Annotated in this window: 24 protein-coding genes; 12 read left to right on the forward strand and 12 right to left on the reverse strand. The window is 63.4% G+C overall.

The genetic code is table 11. From position 1 onward, the window contains the following. Positions 1–74: 74 nt before the first annotated feature. The 3 genes from BJY26_RS11640 to BJY26_RS11650 all read left to right on the forward strand — a co-directional run bounded on the left by BJY26_RS11640 (position 75) and on the right by BJY26_RS11650 (position 1889). Positions 75–431 (forward strand): P-loop nucleotide/nucleoside kinase family protein, encoded by a 357-nt coding sequence (locus BJY26_RS11640; protein ID WP_179428426.1) that lies wholly within the window; start codon positions 75–77, stop codon positions 429–431. Positions 432–537: 106 nt separating this feature from the next. Then, positions 538–1299 carry a CPBP family intramembrane glutamic endopeptidase gene (locus BJY26_RS11645; RefSeq protein WP_179428427.1) on the forward strand — a complete coding sequence of 254 codons (762 nt, stop codon included), beginning with the start codon at positions 538–540 and terminating at the stop codon, positions 1297–1299. A 14-nt stretch (positions 1300–1313) separates the two neighbouring features. Further along, a complete protein-coding gene (locus BJY26_RS11650) occupies positions 1314–1889 on the forward strand; it encodes a TetR/AcrR family transcriptional regulator (protein WP_237248970.1) in 576 nt (191 codons plus the stop codon). A 130-nt stretch (positions 1890–2019) separates the two neighbouring features. Here BJY26_RS11650 and BJY26_RS11655 read toward each other — a convergent pair whose 3' ends face one another. The 3 genes from BJY26_RS11655 to BJY26_RS11665 form a co-directional block, all read right to left on the reverse strand. Next, the gene (locus BJY26_RS11655; RefSeq protein WP_179428429.1) at positions 2020–2547 is read right to left on the reverse strand and encodes a GNAT family N-acetyltransferase; all 528 of its coding nucleotides are present in this window, start codon (positions 2545–2547) and stop codon (positions 2020–2022) included. Positions 2548–2631: 84 nt separating this feature from the next. Beyond that, positions 2632–3003: a VOC family protein gene (locus BJY26_RS11660; RefSeq protein ID WP_179428430.1), complete on the reverse strand. Its 372-nt coding sequence runs from the start codon at positions 3001–3003 to the stop codon at positions 2632–2634. A 230-nt stretch (positions 3004–3233) separates the two neighbouring features. Beyond that, positions 3234–4175, reverse strand: a complete 942-nt coding sequence (locus tag BJY26_RS11665) for a ketopantoate reductase family protein (RefSeq protein ID WP_179428431.1) — start codon at positions 4173–4175, stop codon at positions 3234–3236. 81 nt (positions 4176–4256) lie between these two features. Here BJY26_RS11665 and BJY26_RS11670 point away from each other — a divergent pair, with 81 nt between their 5' ends. After that, a complete protein-coding gene (locus BJY26_RS11670) occupies positions 4257–4805 on the forward strand; it encodes a TetR/AcrR family transcriptional regulator (protein WP_179428432.1) in 549 nt (182 codons plus the stop codon). Between the two features lie 123 nt (positions 4806–4928). Here BJY26_RS11670 and arfB read toward each other — a convergent pair whose 3' ends face one another. Genes arfB through BJY26_RS11685 form a run of 3 tightly spaced genes read right to left on the reverse strand, consistent with a single transcriptional unit; the run spans position 4929 to position 6619 of the window. After that, positions 4929–5369, reverse strand: a complete 441-nt coding sequence (arfB, locus tag BJY26_RS11675) for an alternative ribosome rescue aminoacyl-tRNA hydrolase ArfB (protein ID WP_179428433.1) — start codon at positions 5367–5369, stop codon at positions 4929–4931. Next, positions 5366–6040 (reverse strand): NAD(P)H-dependent oxidoreductase, encoded by a 675-nt coding sequence (locus tag BJY26_RS11680; RefSeq protein ID WP_218852373.1) that lies wholly within the window; start codon positions 6038–6040, stop codon positions 5366–5368. Before BJY26_RS11680 ends, arfB begins: the two co-directional genes overlap by 4 nt. Positions 6041–6052: 12 nt before the next feature. Continuing rightward, complete coding sequence (locus tag BJY26_RS11685; RefSeq protein ID WP_179428435.1) at positions 6053–6619, reverse strand: TetR/AcrR family transcriptional regulator; 567 nt, start codon at positions 6617–6619, stop codon at positions 6053–6055. Positions 6620–6874: 255 nt separating this feature from the next. On the opposite strand from BJY26_RS11685, the gene BJY26_RS11690 reads away from it, so the two are divergent. The 5 genes from BJY26_RS11690 (at position 6875) to BJY26_RS11710 (ending at position 10419) form a co-directional block, all read left to right on the forward strand. Further along, on the forward strand, positions 6875–7732 hold the full coding sequence (locus BJY26_RS11690) for an NmrA family NAD(P)-binding protein (protein ID WP_179428436.1): 858 nt from the start codon (positions 6875–6877) through the stop codon (positions 7730–7732). Positions 7733–7765: 33 nt separating this feature from the next. After that, positions 7766–7978, forward strand: a complete 213-nt coding sequence (locus tag BJY26_RS19705) for a DUF2695 domain-containing protein (RefSeq protein ID WP_372465367.1) — start codon at positions 7766–7768, stop codon at positions 7976–7978. Between the two features lie 34 nt (positions 7979–8012). Then, a complete protein-coding gene (locus BJY26_RS11700) occupies positions 8013–8588 on the forward strand; it encodes a thymidine kinase (protein ID WP_179428438.1) in 576 nt (191 codons plus the stop codon). 16 nt (positions 8589–8604) lie between these two features. Continuing rightward, entirely contained in the window at positions 8605–9258 is a 654-nt protein-coding gene (locus BJY26_RS11705; RefSeq protein ID WP_179428439.1) for a hypothetical protein, read from the forward strand. A gap of 228 nt (positions 9259–9486) precedes the next feature. Further along, positions 9487–10419: an aldo/keto reductase gene (locus BJY26_RS11710; protein ID WP_179428440.1), complete on the forward strand. Its 933-nt coding sequence runs from the start codon at positions 9487–9489 to the stop codon at positions 10417–10419. A gap of 45 nt (positions 10420–10464) precedes the next feature. On the opposite strand, the gene BJY26_RS11715 is transcribed toward BJY26_RS11710, so the two are convergent. The 3 genes from BJY26_RS11715 to BJY26_RS11725 are packed head-to-tail and all read right to left on the reverse strand — an operon-like array spanning position 10465 to position 12053. After that, positions 10465–10962, reverse strand: a complete 498-nt coding sequence (locus BJY26_RS11715) for a heme-binding beta-barrel domain-containing protein (protein WP_179428441.1) — start codon at positions 10960–10962, stop codon at positions 10465–10467. A 51-nt stretch (positions 10963–11013) separates the two neighbouring features. Further along, positions 11014–11616, reverse strand: coding sequence for a DUF998 domain-containing protein (locus BJY26_RS11720; protein ID WP_179428442.1), 603 nt, complete (start codon positions 11614–11616; stop codon positions 11014–11016). Then, complete coding sequence (locus tag BJY26_RS11725; RefSeq protein WP_179428443.1) at positions 11613–12053, reverse strand: MarR family winged helix-turn-helix transcriptional regulator; 441 nt, start codon at positions 12051–12053, stop codon at positions 11613–11615. Before BJY26_RS11725 ends, BJY26_RS11720 begins: the two co-directional genes overlap by 4 nt. 84 nt (positions 12054–12137) lie before the next feature. Here BJY26_RS11725 and BJY26_RS11730 point away from each other — a divergent pair, with 84 nt between their 5' ends. After that, entirely contained in the window at positions 12138–12899 is a 762-nt protein-coding gene (locus BJY26_RS11730; RefSeq protein WP_179428444.1) for a class I SAM-dependent methyltransferase, read from the forward strand. A gap of 9 nt (positions 12900–12908) precedes the next feature. Further along, the gene (locus BJY26_RS11735) at positions 12909–13487 is read left to right on the forward strand and encodes a DinB family protein (RefSeq protein ID WP_179428445.1); all 579 of its coding nucleotides are present in this window, start codon (positions 12909–12911) and stop codon (positions 13485–13487) included. A 44-nt stretch (positions 13488–13531) separates the two neighbouring features. Here BJY26_RS11735 and BJY26_RS11740 read toward each other — a convergent pair whose 3' ends face one another. Then, positions 13532–15763 carry an NADP-dependent isocitrate dehydrogenase gene (locus BJY26_RS11740; RefSeq protein WP_179428446.1) on the reverse strand — a complete coding sequence of 744 codons (2232 nt, stop codon included), beginning with the start codon at positions 15761–15763 and terminating at the stop codon, positions 13532–13534. Positions 15764–15898: 135 nt separating this feature from the next. Here BJY26_RS11740 and BJY26_RS11745 point away from each other — a divergent pair, with 135 nt between their 5' ends. Further along, entirely contained in the window at positions 15899–16564 is a 666-nt protein-coding gene (locus tag BJY26_RS11745; protein ID WP_179428447.1) for a YdcF family protein, read from the forward strand. Here BJY26_RS11745 and BJY26_RS11750 read toward each other — a convergent pair. Both BJY26_RS11750 and BJY26_RS11755 read right to left on the reverse strand, forming a co-directional pair. Next, positions 16548–17480 (reverse strand): threonine/serine dehydratase, encoded by a 933-nt coding sequence (locus BJY26_RS11750; RefSeq protein ID WP_179428448.1) that lies wholly within the window; start codon positions 17478–17480, stop codon positions 16548–16550. The genes BJY26_RS11745 and BJY26_RS11750 overlap by 17 nt on opposite strands. Then, positions 17477–18868: an FAD-binding oxidoreductase gene (locus BJY26_RS11755; protein WP_179428449.1), complete on the reverse strand. Its 1392-nt coding sequence runs from the start codon at positions 18866–18868 to the stop codon at positions 17477–17479. Before BJY26_RS11755 ends, BJY26_RS11750 begins: the two co-directional genes overlap by 4 nt. Positions 18869–18880 lie beyond the last annotated feature (12 nt).

An 18880-nucleotide genomic window follows, 5' to 3' on the forward strand; every position in this document is an offset into this window, starting at 1 on the left:
TGCATCGACGTTCCCAAAGGTCAGCGTGATCTTCTGCTGAACCGCCCAGAGTCTGTGCATGCAGAGAACCGGCCGTGAGGCGATCGGTCGCGACCGGGCGACTCCTCGTGATCTCCGGTCTTCCCGGTGTGGGGAAGTCGAGCGTCGCCGAGAGCGTCGCTACGCGCATCGGATCAGTGCACCTGTCCATTGATGCGCTCGAAGAGGCGATCCTCGGTTGTGGGCTGTCGCCGGGCCAGGACGTCGGTATCGCTGCTTACGAGGCGGCCCGTGCAGCGGCGGAGCTGAGCCTGCGCCTCGGACCGCCGTCCGGCCGCCTTTGCAATGGTTGGAGAACCCATGTCCTGCAGACCCGTGCTCAGTGTTTTGAAGTGATAAACATTTGCGTTTCTCGGCAAATTCAACCAGATGCCTCAAATGCCCGCCGCTGATGTGCGCGCGAGCGTCGACTTTTGATCGAGTGTCGCTGCCGTGAGAATACAAGTGTATTCTCATCAGTGGAATACACTTGTATTCCACTGATGAAAGGTTCACCACGTGTCCTCTTCGAATGCGCTCCAGCACCCCAGCCCGGCCGCATGGACGGTTAAGTACCCATGGATGACGGCGATTGGATTCGCCTTCGTCCCCGTCCTCTTCACGGCGCTGGGCTCTGCTGTCGCTCAAGTACTCGCTGTGGGGGATTCGAGGGCGATCTTGATCATCGCTGGCGCTGCATCGATTTCAGCAATATTGGGGCTGATCGTCATGCGGTCGTCGGGGCGATCGAAAAAGAGTTTTGGGTATCGTCGGCCGGTGAACCTCAGGGCGGCATGGTGGCTGGTGCCGCCCGTGATCACGATCGGCCTCGTGCTTGCCACCGCCGCACCGTCAGCAACAGGCTCCATTATCGGCGCGTATCTGGTGTTGTCTGTCGCTGTCGCGGTCAATGAGGAGACCTGGTTTCGTGGGAATGCCCTAGCCGTATTGCGGCCCGTGGGCATCCGGGCGGCAATTGTCGTCAGTTCAGTGCTCTTCGGAGTGATGCACCTGGCAAACCTCGCTGGTGGGGCGGACCTCTCCTCTAGTCTGCTCCAAATGGTATTTGCCCTGATCTTTGGCGTCGTGGCGGCGGAGCTGGTCGTTGTGACCAGTAGCCTGTGGCCGGCGATCTTGTGGCATGCCGCATGGGACTTCGTCAACTACCTTGGTGGTAACGAGACGGTTCCTCTGGCGCTTGTGGGCGTGGAGCTCTCGTGCGCAGTCATGATCGCCTATGCAATGCGTCTGTGGCGTTGGACGATCAAGATGAATGCATAGGTGGGGACGTGGAAATGGTGAATCTCACGACAAGGCAGCAACAAATTGTGGATGCTGCGCTGCGTATCGTAGCTCGGGATGGTCTGCCTGCCGCGTCCTTCCGCGTGTTGGCCGCTGAGGTGGGTTGTTCGCTCGGTGCGGTGCAGAAAGCATTTCCGTCGAGGGATGCTTTGCTGGCTGCCAGCTTTGCTCGGCTTCGTGAGCGAGCAGTTCCACTTCCAGCGGGGGAGCCGGGGCGTCCGACGCTTCACGCCTGGCTTGTCGAGTTACTTCTCAGGCTCCTTCCTCTCGACGAGGAGCGGCGTGCGGCACAGCGGCAAGGGGATGCTTTTGCCCAGTGGGCACTGGCTCAGCCTTCTGTCGCTGCAGCGATCGCCGAAAGCGACCAGCACATACGCGCGTTACTTGCTTCTCTGGTGAGGCGAGCGCGTGCAGAAAAGGAAATCCCCGCGCATGTCGACGCTGCATCGACGGCGTGGGCTCTGCTCGCTCTGGCGCAAGGCAGCGCAAGCCAGTTACTTTATTCTCCGGAGCCTGAAGATGAGGTCAGACGGCGCCTCAACGCCGCGATCGGGGCAATGCTCCGGTAGCAGGGGTTCTCAATACGGGCCGCGACTTTTGTATGTCCTGCTGCGGCGCGAAGTGACGCTCACTCGTCCATCTCAAGTTGTTGCCATGTACCGAACGTGGCCGAGTTCCGCTTCAAGGTGTGACGGTGGGTTAGCCCCAGACGTCGTCGGCGAATCTCGCGATCCGGAGTACGGCGCGAACGTGACCATCTGCCGTGGGAACCGCGAGCGCGAAACCCGCAGATCGCAACATCCATTGGGACTTGGTGTTCGAAGTCGTGGTGTTTGCGCGGACCGTGTGTGCGCCCCGTGAGCGGGCCTCGTCGAGGACGCCCCGTAACGCATCTTTGGCCACTCCCGTGCCGCGAGCGGTTCGTGCGAGCCAGATCCCAGCCTCGAGTTCGTCCTCAGTTTCGGTCAGCTGCAGTCGCACCGCACCGACCGGCTCGCCTTCGCAAAGTATCGCCCACGTCGCTTCGCCCGCGCCTCCGTCCAGGCCGGCACGCCGAGAACGGTGGTACTCCTTGAACCATTCGATGCGACGGGGCGACCATCTGTCGTCCGGCGTCAGTGGGGGAGTGACCTCCTCGGAGTTCGCGTCGGATATTGCGACGGCCGTGAGCCGCTCGAGCATCTGCTCGTCGACCGGGACGAGTCGGACGACACGGCGCCTGTTCATGTTTGCGAGTGTAATCGTTGTGGCGAACTGCGCGCCCGTGGGCAGCCTGAAGTCCGGCGACGTCGAAGCCGGCGAGCCAGGCAGTTAGTTCTGGGGGCGTTCGTTGAACTGGAGTTGATGGCCATCGGGAGCGTTGACGGTTGCGTACGTGCCCCAAGGCTCGCGCGTCACTTCAGAGGTTGTCGCGCCGCGAGCACGCAGTTCTTCGACAGTTGCCTCGACGTCGTCGGTAGCGAACGTCAGATATGCGCCCTCGCCGGGCTGCTTTCCGAACGCCTCGGCCGCGGCCAGCACGATGGATGATTGGCCACCGGAAGGCTTGACCTCCAGCCAACGGAAATTTTCACCCATATCGGCATCCATGACAACGTCAAAGCCAAGAATGTCCCGGTAGAACTGCAGGGCCAAGTCCTGATCGCCGACGTAGAGGATGGCCGACGCTATCGATGTGATCATGTGTCCAGATGCTATCGGACGGCACTCGGGATTGATGCAGGGATGAGTGACAGTTTGAGTGTCAGATACATCCAGTCGACTCAGGTCATCATCGCGATTCTCGACTGGTCGCAGGTGGCCCATCGGCGACCGCCCGTTCGTCTGCGGTAGAAGGCGCGGACGAACTTCTTCGACTCTCTCGGAGTTCGCTGACTCGTCGACCGTCTGGGGACGACTGGCTGTTTCCGCGATCAGCCCATTTTTCGCAGCGATGCTTCGAGGCGAGGGGCTTGGATGCCGAGCTGTCGGACTTTGCGGGCTGCGTCGCGGAGGACGGCGGACGGTTCAGCGGCATCCGGATCGGTGTGTGCTGCCAGGCTTATCCGGGCAATGGGGAGATGGGCGGTCGCCCAGGCCATAGTGGCGGAGGTCGGGATCGGGAACTGGTAGGGAAGTACGCTTCGTCGGTGTCGATTCACGTCGACGCCGTGAGCGCTGAGCAGGGGTAGCAGTTCTCGCGTCGTCAGTAGCGCTTCACGGAAGCCTCGGCGATTTCCGATCAGGCCTGCGAGCCCTCCGCGGTGTGCGCCCTGTGCGTGCATTCCGGCGTCGGCGAGGAAGTGCAGCCACAGCCAGCCGCGCATGTCCCGTTGGTCTCGAACAGTGAAGCCCGCCTGTTCGAAGACGGTGCGTACGGCGGAATTTCGTGAAGTTGACCGCTCGCGATGAGCGTCGATGATCACGTTGCGGAATAGCGCACCGTGCAGTACGCCGTCGCTGCTGAATCCGCCGCCGGCTTGCGGGAACCCGAAGACGACCTGGGTGGCTGGAAGCGGAGCCGAAGCGTCGAGGGGGTCGTCCAATACGTTGCCGAACACAAGCACTGTGGCTGTCCCGATCCGGGGAGTCAAGTATGATGCCGCGGCTGCCAGCCGGTGATGCCCGACACTGAGTATGACCAGGTCGAAGCCGTCGGCCGGCTCGACGGACTCGCGGAGCCTGATCGACGCCGTTCGGCGGATTTGTCGACCGAGAAGTGCAATGCGCGCGTCGGTGATATCCGCCTCGACCGTGCTTCCGTACTCCGTGGCGCGCCCAGGGCGAACATAGAATTCGACGTCGTGACCGGCCGCCTCCAATGCCAGACCGTAGATCGTTGCGATGACACCTCGGCCGAACATCAGGACGCGCATGAGTTACCTCTCGTATTAAGTGGAGATAATCTCCGTTTGATACGGTATGGGGGCCATTTCCAATTGTCAATGGGAGGAAGGATGACACCGAGTGGAATGATGCGGGCGGACGCACGGCGCAACCGAGAAGCGATTGTGGCTGCCGCGCGGGCCGCATTCGATCAAGACGAGCAGCTGAGATTCGACGACTTCGCGGACCGTGCGGGTGTCGGTGTCGGTACTCTCTATCGGCACTTCCCCACGCGAGAGGCGCTTGCGGCAGCCGTCTATCGGGATGAGGTAACCGGGCTCTGCGAACGCGCTCGTGCGTCGACGGGGCCAGCTGGAAAGGCTCTCACGGCATTCCTGCGGGGCTTTGTGGGTTACGTCGTGGCGCACACGGCGTTGGCGCGAGCGCTGGCGGCCCTCGTGGCTCCCGATGTCCAAGCAGACGGGGGTGGCGAGCTGGAGCGGACAATCTCCGAGCTGATGACTCGAGCTGCCGCAGCTGGTGCGATCCGCGACGATGCTCTACCCGGTGCCGTCATGATCGTCCTCCACGGCATTGGTTCCAGTATTGATAGGCCCAATTGGTCTGGTGAATCGCGCGCCGCCGTCGAGCTGTTGATCGACGGACTCGGGCCGGCGTGACCCACCGCCAGATTGCGCAAGAATTCCATCCCCGAATTTGGTACCGTCCGGTCGCGCTCGAGGTCAGGCTCGATGCCAGGCACGGTTGATGCGGTGACCGAGTGCGAATGAGCCGGTGGTTCATCATTCGGGTCCGGGGCGCTTGCGGTTGCGTTTGATCTCGGCACGTCTGCGTTTTCCCTCGAGACGCCGACGCCGGGAGCCATGAGTGGGACGAGTCGACCGTCGAGTTTGCGCGGGAGCGACGGCGTCCCTGATGAGCGCGGCAAGGCGCTCTCTCGCCGCGCTCCGGTTGCGTCGTTGGGAACGATACTCGGCGGCGTCGATGATCAAAACCGTGCCCGAGATTCGGCTGGCGAGCCGTTCGAGCGCGCGGTGACGCTGGACGTCGTCCAGCGCGGTCGTCGTGCCCAGATCGAAACTGAGCTGTACCCGTGAGTCGGTGGTATTGACGCCTTGGCCGCCCGGGCCCGACGCGCGGGAGAAGTGCTCGATCAGCTCACGTGCCGGCACCGTGAGGCCGCGCGGCGCGCCGGGCCCCGGGCGTATCTGCAGATCGTTCACGGAATCAGTGTGTCGCACATCGAATTCTTCCGAAGGTGTTCCTCCTTCGCATGATGAATCGTCCGGGCGGGGGAGAGGAATCGTGCGCCAATGTCGCCGGCTTGGGAGAGTCCCGCCATCCGGTTATCGGAGTTGTGATCACCTTCGATGTCGTAGATGAGGTGACTATCCACGTCGTTGATCCCGCAATAGGCGAAGATTCCGACATCAAGCTGGGTGCGCATTGCCTTGTGGTACCCGTACTTGTCATAGGTGCGCTTTTTGGAGCCGCCGATGCCGATGAGTGTCGTGGGGACGCTGGACAGTAACGCCCTCAGCGGCCGCTTCCCCCGGTCGTCGACGCCGTTTCCGTACTGGTAGGCCCAGTCGCCAGTGAATACTCGCTCGATCCATCCTTTCATCATGGCCGGCATACTCCACCAATAAACGGGGAAGATAAAGGCGAGACGGTCGGCAGCTTCGACTCGCCGGTGCATTTCGGCGATTTCGGACGGGACCGGACCGCCCCAGAAATACTCGTGATCCGCTTTGGTGAAGCGCGGATCGAAACCCTCGCCATGCAGATCCAGTACGTCAATCGAGTGCCCGGCTCGGCGAAAGGGGGAATGAAAGGCGTCCATCACTGCGGCCGGGTACTTGTCGGTGAACGGGTGCGAGAAAACGGTGAGCATGTGCACGTGTGGTTACTCCGATGCTTGTAGAGCGTCGTTGGACGATCGTGTGGTCTCTCGGGACTTGTCGACGAGAGTTTCGGCTGCTGTCTTGGCGGCGCGAATCGCTGTGCTCCCGCGGTACGATGCGGCTGAGGTGGCGCCCTCGAACAGCACGAGAAGTTGCTCCGTGAGGGTGTCGTCCTCGTGTCCGGTCTGGACCTTCACAATTCGGCGGACGAGGCGGCGGAGCTGTTCCCGATATGCGGTCACGGCAGAGGACACCTCCGCGATCGACGTGCCGTTTTCGCCCTGTGCGCGCAGGAACAGGCAGCCCCTCGCGCCGTCCGCGTCAATCCAAGACTCCAGATTGTCGAAAAGTGCGGCAACGGTGTCGACGTCGAACTGTTCGAAGAATCGCGCACGTCGACCGTCCAACACCGCGACGATGAGCTCGGTCTTGCTGCCGAGATGTTTGTACAACGTGCGGGTCGAGACACCTGCGGATTCGGTCAGTCTGTCCATCCCCGAGGCTGCAAAGCCGTGCCGATCGAAGACGTGCTCACAGCCCGCGAGGATGCGTGCTCTCGTCGTGGTCATGGACGCAACGGTACAACGATCGTTGTACTCCGGCAAGCGCGCTTGGTTTCAAGCGTGAATTCCGCCCGGGTTTGTTGACGCGTTGAGTGAGTGATGGTACAGTCACTCATATAGTCAGATCGATACTTTCCACTGCCGAGCGGACTCACCCGAAGCGATCCGCGACGCCATGGGTGGCGCGTACTCCGCGCTCATCTCGGACCGGGCGCTCTCAATCCGTGGCATTCGGCATCCGCAACTGACAGAGAGGCAGCTATGAGTTCAGCACCCGAGATCCTTGTCGTTGGCGCGACGGGCGCCACCGGCCGGGCAACAGGCACCGCCTTGGCGCAGCGCGGCGTCCACTACCGCGCCTTGTCGCGCGACCCGTCCCGAGTCGACGGCCGGTTCGCCGTCCCTGTTGCGGGCGACCTCGACGACCCCGAGCGTATTCGCGACGTGTTCGGCGGCGTGCGTGCCGCGTATCTGGTCACGCCGTCGACCGAAACCGCAGAATTACAGCAAATGCGCTTTATCGAGCTCGCTGCAAAGGCGGGTGTCGGGCACATCGTGCTGCTCTCGCAACTCGGCGCACGCCGTGACTCACCCGTGCGATTCCTGCGCTATCACGCAGTGGTCGAGCAATTCGCGCAGGAGAGCGGGATCGGGCTGACAGCGCTTCGCCCGAACCTGTTCATGCAAGGTCTCCTCGCATTGGCGGGCCCTATTCGGCAATACGGCGTGTTGGGGGCGCCCATCGGCGATGCACGAGTGAGCGTCATCGACGTTCGAGACATCGGCGAGATCGCAGCCCTGGCGTTGACGTCGGCGGAGCCGTTCGGCGTGCAAACGCTCACGGGGCCGGAAGCGCTCACGCACGCCCAGCTGGCCCACGAGCTCGGTGTCGCAACCGGCCGCGACATCCGGTTCGACGACGTGCTGCCGGAGAGATTCGCCGAGATGCTCAAGGGTGTCCTTCCGCCGTGGCAAGTCGACGGGTTGCTCGAGGATTACGCTCACTATGCCCGCGGCGAGGCCGCGGAAGTCTCGAAGGCCGTGCCGAAGCTCTTGGGGCGCCCGGCCCGCGACTTTCGGCCGTTTGCTGCCGAGCATGCGAAAGTCTTTGCCCAGTGATGGTCGGCGGCCGGCGAGTGTCTCGTTTGCTTTGTGGACCGCATGCTCGACGAATTCGGATGCGACAACACGCTCCGTTTCGCACTTCGATTCCGGGATCAAGTCGCCCCTCGTGCTCCTGCGCTTGGGAGTTCGACGCGGGTCGATTCAACCCTGTGGCAATTGGGACAGCAGCAACAGTATGCGCTGGTGATCTCTCGCCATCAAACGTTGGTCCGCGCTCGTCGCAGCATCCGCGAGCATTGAGGGTTAGGGAAGCGCGACGTAGTAGTGTTCGACCATGCATCGTGATGCGCGCTTGCAAGTCATAGCCGGACCAATGTTTGCCGGGAAGTCCGAGGAGCTGCTGCGGCGGGTTCGCCGCGCGCAACTGGCCGGCCTTGCCGTGGAAGTCGTCAATCACGCGCTCGACGAACGGCACGGCACGTACGAAGTCACGTCGCATGCCGGACTCAGCATTCCGTCCCACTCGTTGCCCGACGTCGAGTCGATTCGCGGTCTTGTTGCGGGCCGGGACGTGGATTTGCTTGCCGTCGATGAGGCGCAATTCTTTGGCTCGGACCTCGTTGCCGCAGTTGACGAGTTTGTGATGTCCGGCACGACGGTGGTGGTGGCCGGGCTGTGCGTCACCTTCGACGGTCGCCCGTTCGAACCACTCCCGTCACTGATAGCCTTGGCCGAAGACGTCGTCAAGCTCACCGCGGTCTGTGCGGTGTGCGGCGCGGATGCCGTATTCCACCAGCGCCGGCCGCAAGCTGACAATGCCGGCGACGCCCGTGCCGCTTGCGCCCAATATGTCGGCGGAAGCGAAAGTTATCAAGCCCTGTGCCGGCGGCATTTCCGGCAAAGCGAATGAGCTGTCGGTCGAGCGCATGAGCCGCGAGAGTCCCTGCGCCCGGCATCGTCGTCCACGTACCGGCAGCGCATGGCGAATTCGCGCGGGACGTTGGTGGGGTGAATTCGTCGGCCCTGAGGCGACACCGACCAACGACGTGCTGACGGCCGCGACCGCGTTGTTTGGTGCGGCCGTGGCGCCGGCGATCGTTCGGCGTCGGGGTGGAACGCGTCTGGGAGCGCTGATCGCGGTCGGCCTGGCCGGAGACCTCGTCGGTGGCGCCTATGTCAATAACACCCGGGCATGCGCTCGGTGGTACGAACGGCCCGGTCAGGGGGTGACCGAGCACCTCATATTCGCTGCGCTGCACGTGCATCCGGCAGTAGTGGCGTGGATGGACCGGGACGCTGCGAAGCGCATTCCGGGGCCCTGGTGGGCGCTTGCGCACTATTCCTACATGCTCGGGTCCGCGGCGGCCATTCAACGCTATCGTTCTCGCCGTCGAACTCTCGGCGTTATTCTCACAATTGGCGGAATCGCCCTTGACCGGGCAATCGGTTCGTCGCATACTGCTCCGTGGCTGGCCTGGACCTACTATCCGAAACTGTTGTTGGGCCACGCGGCAGCGGCCGCGTGGAGCGACGACGATTTGGCTGTCGACGATGTCCGGCTCAGTTCTCGGGAATCCTGATACATGGGCATCGCCAATTCGATTATCGTCTTGGCCTTCGGCTCCGCCGTGATCGGCTGTGCGCTGGCCGCGGCGCTGGCATTCGGAATCGGCGGGCGTCATGCCGCCGGCAGCGTGCTTGCCGAAAAGGAATCGACGAACGAGACTAAACACGGAATAGTTCCTACAGGGTGTCGGGGGACGAAACTGCCTGACACCTCAGCCGCGTCAACCATTGGGATGGAATGAATGAAGACCTTTACCTTGCCGGGTACCGAGATCACCGTGCCGAACGTCGTCCTCGGGTTGATGCGTATTGCTGAGAAAACGGACGACGAGGTGCGCGAGCTCGTGCGGACGGCACGCGAGGCCGGTATCGACTTCGTCGACCATGCCGATGTCTACGGCGGATCGTTGCACGCCTGTGAACGCCGGTTCAGCGAAGCCCTCGCGCTTACCCCGGCCGAGCGCGAAAAGTTCACAATTCAAACGAAATGCGGCATCGTGCCGGACGGACCGTACTTTGATTTCTCGTATGAGCACATCATCGAATCGGTCAACGGCTCGCTCGATGCATTGGGAACCGACTACATCGACATCCTCTTGCTGCATCGTCCGGACGCGCTTGTCGAGCCGGACGACGTCGCGCGGGCATTCGACGAATTGCACGCCGCCGGAAAAGTGCGCTCGTTCGGCGTCTCGAACCACACGCCGATGCAGCTCGAACTGTTGAAGAAGAGCGTGCGCCAGCCGCTCGTCGCCAACCAGCTTCAGCTGTCGATTACGCACGCGCCGATGATCGCCCAGGGGCTCGCGGCAAATATGGGCGACGAGCCGCAGTCGGTGATGCGTGACGGGGGAATCGTCGACTACTGCCGCCTGAACGACATCACAGTCCAAGCATGGTCGCCATTCCAGGCGCGATTCTTCAACGGCGTGTTCCTCGGCTCGGCGGACTATCCCGAGCTCAACGCCGCGGTCGACCGCTTGGCTGCGAAATACGACGTGCCTGCCATTGCGATCGCGACCGCGTGGATCACCAGGCATCCGGCCCGGATGCAGGTGGTGCTCGGGACGACGACGCCGTCCCGAGTCGCGGGGGCCGCGCAAGGTTCGGAGATTCCGCTCACGCATGCCGAGTGGTACGAACTGGTCCGGGCGGCCGGTCACCGTATTCCCTGAGCATCGCATGCTGAGCCGGGCGGCTGAGAGTTCCCGGCGGCCGAATCAATCAGGACGGCGCCGGCCGCCGGCACTCGTTCGGTTGAGGCGCGACGAGAGATGGTGCGTCAGCGGCACGCCGACTGCCGCCATGGCGAATTCGACCGCGAGGCGGTCGCCGTCCAGGACGTACGTGCGGCGGGTTTGCTCGACGTGCTTGGCCGTCGCGGAATTGTCGACGCGCGAGACTAGGGTGATTGTCAGCCCGGAGCCGGTGAATTCCAGATCGCCTTCGGCAAGTTCGGTCTGGCCGGTCGGCTGAGCAAGGATGAACTCGATACTCTCAGTTGCCGGCAGTCGGAGGAAACCCGTCTCGGTGTGCAAGGGTGAGCCCTCCGGTGACCAGGTGCGTTGCCGATACGCCAGGAAGGGCTTGCCGATGTTCTCGAACGTGAGTTCTTCGGTGTAGTCGAACGACGAAATCGTCGGATATTCACCGTGCCCGGTTCCCTGCCACGTGCCGATCAGGCCGGCAATCGGTTCAAGATTCGCGTGAAGCTGCATGAGTAGAGCCTATGCCCGGCGGCTTTGTCGACGCGGCGGTCCGTCCCCTGGTCAAGCGTGAGCAAGCAGGGCGATGGCCGCGATCAGGAAAAACACCGAGATTGCGGCGATGAATACGCGCTCGGCCAGCCCAAAGTAGCGTCGCAGGGTGGGGACGACGAGCGCGGCGATCAAGGCGATCAGGGAAATCAGTGCGATCCAGTGCAAAGCCACTGCCGCCGATCCGGAAATGCCGCCCCACGACGTCGCCATATACCGTGATGTGTCTCCGGTGAGGCTGTAGGCGATTGCAAACCAAGCGATAGCCAGCACGTAATGCAGAATTCCGCGAGGAGTGCGCTTTGCGCCTGCGAGGTCGGTCGGCACGAACGGCAATACGGCGAAGATGATCGCCAGCGTGAGAAGCAGGGCCGTCGCCGTGCCGTGGTACTCCCATGACGGCAACACGACGGAAACGGCTGCGGCAAGTGACAGCCAGGTGAGGACGGTCGTCCAGGTCATGGCCGTGGACAGATGCCGGGTTGGGCCGACGGCGTAGTCGCTGACCGCGTGCGTGAGCGGGTTGTATGCGCTTGGCACGACGTGCAATGCGGCGAAGAGGAATAGGCGGGCGGCTGCTGACGCGATTGCCAGTACGCAAATGAATGTGATCATGAGTTGGCGACTTTCTTGTCGGAGACGGGAGGGGCGAGTACTGCGTCGTGGATTGATCGAATGGTGTGGGCGAAGGCGGTTGGTTCAATTCCAAGCTCGCGGACCGTGTCGTCGAGGGTGGTGCCGAGGGCCTTGCTGCTGCGCACTCGAAGAGCGCGGCCGTCGTCGGTCGCTTCGAGGCGGCGCACATGCCCCGAGCCGGCGGCCGACGTGTCGACGATGAGCCCGTCCGCAAGCAGCCGCTTGACGATTCCGCTGGCCGCCGCTTCGGTGACGAGAAGCGCTCGTGACAGATCGCGCCCGGTGACGCCGGGGTGTTCGTCGACGATTACGAGGGCGACGTATCGCCGATAGGAGATACCCAACGGCTGAAGCAGGGTTTCTGCCTGCTTGTCGAGCGTGAGCACCAAATCGTGCAGTTCATATGCCAGATCCATATGAGTAAATTAAGACCTTAAGTTAATATTGTCAAGCGATAAATCGGATGAGAATCGGTGTGCCCTTCGTCTACCCTCGGACACATGCCCGACGCCGAGTTCGACAACCCGCGCCTAGCGGCTATTTATGATCCGCTCGACCCGGATCGGAGCGACCTCGACGTATATGCGGCCATCGCCGGTGAATTCGGAGCGCACAGCGTTCTCGACGTCGGGTGCGGAACCGGAACGTTCGCATGCCTGTTGGCCGGACGCGGCATCGACGTCGTCGCGGTCGATCCTGCGGCCGCATCCCTCGAGGTCGCGCGGGGCAAACCCGGGGCGGACCGGATCACCTGGATCCACGGTGACGCCACGTCATTGCCGCCGCTGGAGGTGGATCTGGCCACTATGACAGCGAACGTCGCGCAGGTCTTTCTCACCGACTCCGGATTCGCTGCCGCCCTTCGCGGCATTCGCGAAGCATTGCGGCCCGGCGGTCATCTTGTCTTCGAGATACGCGATCCGCAGCGACGGGCATGGCTCGACTGGACCAGGGCCTCGACGCACGAAATCACTGAGATTTCGGGAGTTGGAATAGTCGAGACCTGGATCGACGTCACGAAGGTCGACGGCGAGTTCGTAACTTTCCGGAGCACTAACGTCTTTGACGAGGACGGCGCTGAAATTGTCTCCGATTCCACGTTGCGGTTCCGCAGCAAGGATGAGGTGACTGCTCATTTGCGGCAAGCCGGCTACACGGTGACGGACGTGCGGGACGCCCCCGATCGCCCGGGGCGCGAATTCGTGTTCATCGCCTGCCGCGACGACGGAAATTCCGATGCGGATGCGAGTGCCGACGCGTAAGCTCCCAGCATGCACACCCCCAAAGAAGTGTTCCGAATGTATCTCCAGTCCCATCGTGAAGCCCTGATATGGAAGCTCGACGGGTTGGGGGAGCGTGATATGCGCCGGCCGGTCACGCCCACGGGGACGAACCTGCTTGGGCTCGTCAAACACGTGGCATCCACCGAAGCGGGCTATCTGGGCGATGTGTTCGGCAGTCCTTTTCCCGAGCCACTGCCGTGGATGGAAGAATCGGCGGAAGACAACGCCGACATGTGGGCAACCGCCGACGAGCCCGCCGAAGCAGTAATCGGCCTCTATCGCCGCGTATGGACCCATTCCGATGCGACGATTGATCGGCTCGGCCTGACGGCGGAGGGCAGCGTGCCGTGGTGGCCGGCGGAGCGGCGGACTGTCACGCTACAACAGATCCTGGTGCACGTGATCGCCGAGACCGCACGCCACGCGGGGCATGCCGACATCGTGCGCGAGAGCATTGACGGGCAGATCGGCCTACGCCACGGCAATGAAAATCTACCGCCCCTGGACGCCGGCAAATGGCGCGAGTACCGAGCAAAGCTCGAAGCCACGGCCAACTTGTTCGCCTAGTGCGTCGGCGGCGCGATTCGCGCGCCGCCGACGACGCCATACGCTTAAACCGAGCGGTCGCTCAGTTGGCGGAGCACCTCGTTGAGCTTTGCCGACGGACGCATGACCGACGACGCCTTCGCATCGTCCGGACGGTAGTATCCGCCCAATTCGACTGACGAACCCTGCACTTCGAGCAGCTCGCCGGTGATCGTGTCCTCGTGGGTGGCCAGGTCGTCCGCCACCTCGGCGAACGCCGATGCCAGTTCGGCATCCTCTGTCTGCTTGGCCAGCTCCTGGGCCCAGTAGAGCGCCAGATAGAAATGACTGCCGCGGTTGTCGATCTCGCCGACCTTGCGGCTCGGTGATTTGTTGTCGTTCAAGAACGTTCCGGTTGCCCGGTCGAGCGCATCGGCAAGCACTCGAGCACGATCGTTCTTCGTCACCTTGGCCAAGTGTTCGAAACTGCTGGCCAGCGCCAGGAATTCACCGAGGCTGTCCCACCGCAAGTGGTTTTCGCGCAGCAGCTGCTGCACGTGTTTGGGAGCCGAGCCGCCGGCGCCCGTCTCGAACAGGCCGCCGCCGGCGATGAGCGGCACAATCGAGAGCATCTTGGCGCTCGTACCGAGTTCGAGAATCGGGAACAGGTCGGTCAGGTAGTCGCGCAGCACATTGCCGGTCACCGAAATGGTGTCGTCGCCGTTCCGGATGCGCTGCAGCGAGAACGCTGTCGCCTCGGCCGGCGCCATGATTTCGATTTGCAGACCCTCCGTGTCGAGCTCGGACAGGTACTGCTTGACCTTCTTGATGAGGTTGGCGTCGTGCGCGCGCGTGGAATCCAGCCAGAACACGGCGGGCGCACCGGATTCGCGAGCACGCGCGACGGCGAGCTCGACCCAGTTGCGGACCGGCACGTCCTTCGTTTGGCAGGCGCGCCAAATGTCTTTCGGCGCGACGGCATGTTCGAGCAAGACGTCTCCGGCACCGTTGACGACCTGCACCGTTCCGGCCGTCTGAATCTCGAAAGTCTTGTCGTGGCTTCCGTATTCCTCTGCGGCCTGGGCCATCAGCCCGACATTCGGCACCGAGCCCATCGTCGTGGGATCGAATGCGCCGTTGGCACGGCAATCGTCGATCGTGGCCTGGTAAATATCGGCGTAGCAGCTGTCCGGGATGACGGCGAGCGTGTCGTGTTGATCGTCGTCCGGGCCCCACATCTTGCCCGACGACCGGATCATGGCCGGCATTGACGCATCGACGATCACGTCGCTTGGCACGTGCAGATTGGTAATGCCTTCCGCCGAATCGACCATGGCCAGCTCGGGGCCGCTCTTCAGATCTTCGTCGATGGCTGCCCTGATATTGCCGCGGATCTCGTCCGGAAGGTGTTCGAGACCGTTCAGGATGGAGGCGAGCCCGTTGGCCGGGTCCAGTCCGGCTTCGGCCAGCTGGTCGCCGTAGGACTCGAAAAGCGTCGGCAGGAACGCCTTGACGACGTGTCCGAAGATGAGCGGGTCGGAGACCTTCATCATGGTGGCCTTCAAATGCACCGAGAACAGCACGCCTTCTTCTTCGGCGCGAGAGATCTGCGCCCGTACGAATTCATCCAGTGCGTCGGCACGCAGCACCGTGGCGTCGACTATCTCACCGGCCAGCACCGGGATCGAGTCCTTGAGCACTTTCGTACTGCCGTTTTCCGCGACGAGCTGGATCGTCAACGTGTCGTCGGCGTCGATGACTACCGACTTCTCGTTCGACCGGAAGTCATCGGACTCCATATGCGCGACGTTCGTCTTCGAGTTCGGGCTCCAGGCGCCCATCGAATGCGGGTGCGAGCGCGCGAATTTTTTGACCGACGCCGGCGCCCGGCGGTCTGAGTTCCCCTGTCGGAGCACGGGGTTGACGGCGCTGCCTTTGATCTTTTCGTAGCGTGCGCGCACGTCCTTTTCTTCATCGGAGGACGGGTCGTCCGGGAAGTCCGGGATATCGTAACCGTGGTCTTGCAGCTCGGCGATGGCCGCCTTGAGCTGGGGGATCGATGCGCTGATGTTGGGTAGCTTGATGATATTGGCTTCCGGATCAGCGGTCAGCTCGCCGAGTTCGGCAAGTGCGTCGCCCTGCCGCTGCTCGGGCGAGAGCCGATCGTTGAACGCGGCGATGATTCGGCCGGCCAGCGAAATGTCGCGGGTTTCGAAGTCCACTCCGGCGGTCTGCGCATACGCTTCGATGATGGGCAGGAACGAATGGGTCGCCAGCATTGGCGCTTCGTCCGTGTGGGTGTAGATGATCTTTGCCATGAGTTGGGTGACTCCCTTGAGATGGGTGGCATCGTGTGCGTTTGTCTCTATATCAAGATACCTGACCGGACGGGCCTTGAGCGGGGGAGTCCGCACGGCGGACCGGAGCCCTGGACGGCTTACGATAAGTCGGACATGAGGAATTCAGGATGGGCCAAGGCGACGTTGACGGTCGGCGCCGTGCTCGTGGCCGCGGCCGAGGTGGTGCACTGGCGTGCGTCGCGGGACGCCGTGCGGGCCCCGCGGTATGGTTTGCCGGATTCCGGTGCGGCGCACTCGGAAGTCATAGTGGTCCTGGGATTTCCGTCGTTCCGGTCCGGCCGGATGCATCCCTTGCAAAAATGGCGGACCGAGATTGCCGTCCGCTCGATGAACCCGGCAGCGATGAGCACACTGGTCTTCACCGGTGCCGGGCGGCCCGGCGGCAAATCGGAGGCCGCAGTGATGGCCGGCTACGCGCAGCACGAACTCGGGATTGCACCGGACCACATCGTGTTGGAAGAACACGCAACGACGACCTGGCAGAACATCCGTAACTCGATGCAGTACCTGCGCGGCGCCGACGTCGTCAAAATCGCCTCGGATCCGACTCATGCGCGCAAGGGGCGACGGTATCTCTTTCTGCAAAGCCCGGTAGTCGGCGCAAAGCTGCGGCGGACCGACGATTACCGGGTGGGGGAACGATGGTGGCTCAAGATCCCCATGCTCGGGTATGCGATGTCGGCCGGGCGCCGCCGACGTCCGGCGTCGGTCGGGGAAGATCCGAGGCCGGCCGGCGCCGACATCACGCCAGATCGCTGACGTCGGTGTTGGCGCCGCACAAGACGACTGCCACCCGTTCACCGGCGGACGGCGTGTAGGCGCCGGAGTAGATGGCGGCGACAGCGCACGCAGCGCCGTATTCCAGCGCGATACGGTACGTGTTCCACAGCCACGTGCGGGCCTCGCGGATCGCGTCGTCCGGCACCAGCACGCTTGTCACGTCCGAGCTGGTGGCCGCGTCGAACCCGATATCCCCGATTCGCCGGGCCCCCAACGAATCCGCTGCGATGCCGCCGACCTCGATGTCCACCGGCTTTCCGGCCTCGAGCGCGGAGCGAAGCGTCGGGATGCGCGTCGGCTCGACACCGACGACGCGCGCGCCTCCTGCCGTGGCAACGCCGGCCATGAGTCCGCCACCGCCCACCGCCACGACAAATGTGTCAATGGCGTCGTCGCTTTGGCGAAGCGCCTCGACGGCGAGCGTCCCGGCCCCGGCCGCGATCTCGGGCTGGTCGTAGGCATGACAAAAGATTGCGCCGGTCCGCGCGGTATGCTCCTGCGACGCCTCGAACGCGTGCGCGTATTCGGTGCCGACCTGGTGCAGCCGAGCTCCGCACGCCCGCAGCTTGTCGACCTTCGGCTGCGGCGCGGTCTCGGGCACGAAGACGTGCGCCGGAACGCCCAACTCCGCCGCCGCCAGAGCGTTCGCCAGGCCCGCGTTGCCGCCGGACGCCGCGACGATCCCCACCTCGGGATCGAGGGTGCCGTCGTCGCGGGCCGACAGGATCCGATTGAACGCGCCGCGCAGTTTGAAACTGCCGCCGCGTTGCATGTATTCGCATTTGAACCAGCCGACGCCGGGCAGCGCCGGGTCGGCGACCTCGGCCATGGGCGTGGTGCGCACGTGTCCGGCGATGCGTCCGTTCGCCGTCAGTACGTCGTCCCGGTCGATCACCTGTCGAACACCTTGCCGGGATTCAGGATGCCGTCCGGGTCGATGGCCTGTTTGATGGCCCGCTGGATGGACAAGCTGAGTTCCCCGACCTCCGATTCGAGCGGTCCGCGCTTGAGCAGGCCGACGCCGTGTTCGCCCGTAATCGTGCCGCCGAGCTGCAGCCCGAGCATCATGACCTCGTCGAACGCCTCATGTGCGCGACGGGACTCGTCGTCGTCCGAATTGTCGAACACCACGGTCGGGTGGAAATTGCCGTCCCCGGCGTGACCGACCACGCCGATCGTCAGGTCCTTGTCGACGGCGATCTTCGCGATGCCGTCGATCAGATCGGCCAGCCGATTGCGGGGCACGCACACGTCGTCCACCATCGTCGTGCCGAGAGTCTCGAACGCCGTGAGCACCTCGCGGCGCGCGGCAAGCAGCGCGTCGGCCTCTTGAGCGGAATCGGCGATGATGACGTCCGTGGCGTCGGCGTCGCGCAAGATCCGGGCGATCTCCTCGATCTCAGCGTCGCCGGGCGCCCCTCCGGAGTCCGACTGGGCGAGAATGACGGCGTCGACCGTCTCGTCGAACCCCAACTGGAATTCGTCGTTCACGACTTTCACGCTCGTGCGGTCCATGAATTCGAGCAGGCTCGGAACCACCCCGGACTTCACGATCGTGGAAACGGCGGACGCCGCCTGGTTGGCGTCCGTGAAGGTCGCGGCAAGCGTGCGGGGCTTCTCGGCGGCGGCGCGAAGACGCAGCGTCGCTTCGGTGATGATGCCGAGCGTGCCCTCGGCGCCGACGAACAGCCGCGCCAAGTCGTAGCCGGCGACGCCCTTGACAGTCGTCCGGCCGGTTCGCAGCACTTGGCCGTCCGCCAGCACTACCTCCAAGGCCAGCACGTAGTCGGTGGTCACGCCGTACTTCACGCAACACAGCCCGCCGGAATTCGTCGAAAGGTTTCCGCCGATCGAACAGAATTCTTTGCTGCTGGGATCCGGCGGGTAGAACAGATCGTGTTCGGCAACGGTTCGGGCCAGGTTTGCGTTCAGCACGCCGGGCTGCGTGACGACGTACCGATTTGCCTCGTCAATGTGCAGCACCTCGTCCATGGCCTCGACGGTGATCACGATACAGCCGTCGATGGCGTTCGCCGCGCCGGCCAAGCCGCTGCGCACCCCTTGCGGCACAACCGGGATGCGGAATTCGTGCGCGATTTTCATGGCGGCGGAAACCTCGGCGGTCTCCCGTGCTCGGACGACGGCCAACGGCATGCCCGACTCGCAGAACATGGCGCGGTCGATCCGATACGACTCCATCAGGTCCGGGTCGGTCAGGAGGCTGCGATCCGGCAACGTCTGCCGGAGGGCAGCCAACGCCGCCGATCTATCTGGCTCGTTCATTCTATTCAGACC

It is taken from the genome of Spelaeicoccus albus (assembly GCF_013409065.1).
Classification (GTDB): domain Bacteria; phylum Actinomycetota; class Actinomycetes; order Actinomycetales; family Brevibacteriaceae; genus Spelaeicoccus; species Spelaeicoccus albus.

Coding starts and splice junctions, on each gene's coding strand:
- BJY26_RS11650 (WP_237248970.1), top strand. CDS start 1,314: ATGGTGAATCTCACGACAAGGCAGCAACAAATTGTGGATGCTGCGCTG.
- BJY26_RS11655 (WP_179428429.1), bottom strand. CDS start 2,547: ATGAACAGGCGCCGTGTCGTCCGACTCGTCCCGGTCGACGAGCAGATG.
- BJY26_RS11660 (WP_179428430.1), bottom strand. CDS start 3,003: ATGATCACATCGATAGCGTCGGCCATCCTCTACGTCGGCGATCAGGAC.
- BJY26_RS11665 (WP_179428431.1), bottom strand. CDS start 4,175: ATGCGCGTCCTGATGTTCGGCCGAGGTGTCATCGCAACGATCTACGGT.
- BJY26_RS11670 (WP_179428432.1), top strand. CDS start 4,257: ATGACACCGAGTGGAATGATGCGGGCGGACGCACGGCGCAACCGAGAA.
- BJY26_RS11680 (WP_218852373.1), bottom strand. CDS start 6,040: ATGCTCACCGTTTTCTCGCACCCGTTCACCGACAAGTACCCGGCCGCA.
- BJY26_RS11685 (WP_179428435.1), bottom strand. CDS start 6,619: ATGACCACGACGAGAGCACGCATCCTCGCGGGCTGTGAGCACGTCTTC.
- BJY26_RS11690 (WP_179428436.1), top strand. CDS start 6,875: ATGAGTTCAGCACCCGAGATCCTTGTCGTTGGCGCGACGGGCGCCACC.
- BJY26_RS11700 (WP_179428438.1), top strand. CDS start 8,013: ATGCATCGTGATGCGCGCTTGCAAGTCATAGCCGGACCAATGTTTGCC.
- BJY26_RS11705 (WP_179428439.1), top strand. CDS start 8,605: ATGAGCCGCGAGAGTCCCTGCGCCCGGCATCGTCGTCCACGTACCGGC.
- BJY26_RS11710 (WP_179428440.1), top strand. CDS start 9,487: ATGAAGACCTTTACCTTGCCGGGTACCGAGATCACCGTGCCGAACGTC.
- BJY26_RS11715 (WP_179428441.1), bottom strand. CDS start 10,962: ATGCAGCTTCACGCGAATCTTGAACCGATTGCCGGCCTGATCGGCACG.
- BJY26_RS11720 (WP_179428442.1), bottom strand. CDS start 11,616: ATGATCACATTCATTTGCGTACTGGCAATCGCGTCAGCAGCCGCCCGC.
- BJY26_RS11725 (WP_179428443.1), bottom strand. CDS start 12,053: ATGGATCTGGCATATGAACTGCACGATTTGGTGCTCACGCTCGACAAG.
- BJY26_RS11730 (WP_179428444.1), top strand. CDS start 12,138: ATGCCCGACGCCGAGTTCGACAACCCGCGCCTAGCGGCTATTTATGAT.
- BJY26_RS11735 (WP_179428445.1), top strand. CDS start 12,909: ATGCACACCCCCAAAGAAGTGTTCCGAATGTATCTCCAGTCCCATCGT.
- BJY26_RS11740 (WP_179428446.1), bottom strand. CDS start 15,763: ATGGCAAAGATCATCTACACCCACACGGACGAAGCGCCAATGCTGGCG.
- BJY26_RS11745 (WP_179428447.1), top strand. CDS start 15,899: ATGAGGAATTCAGGATGGGCCAAGGCGACGTTGACGGTCGGCGCCGTG.
- BJY26_RS11755 (WP_179428449.1), bottom strand. CDS start 18,868: ATGAACGAGCCAGATAGATCGGCGGCGTTGGCTGCCCTCCGGCAGACG.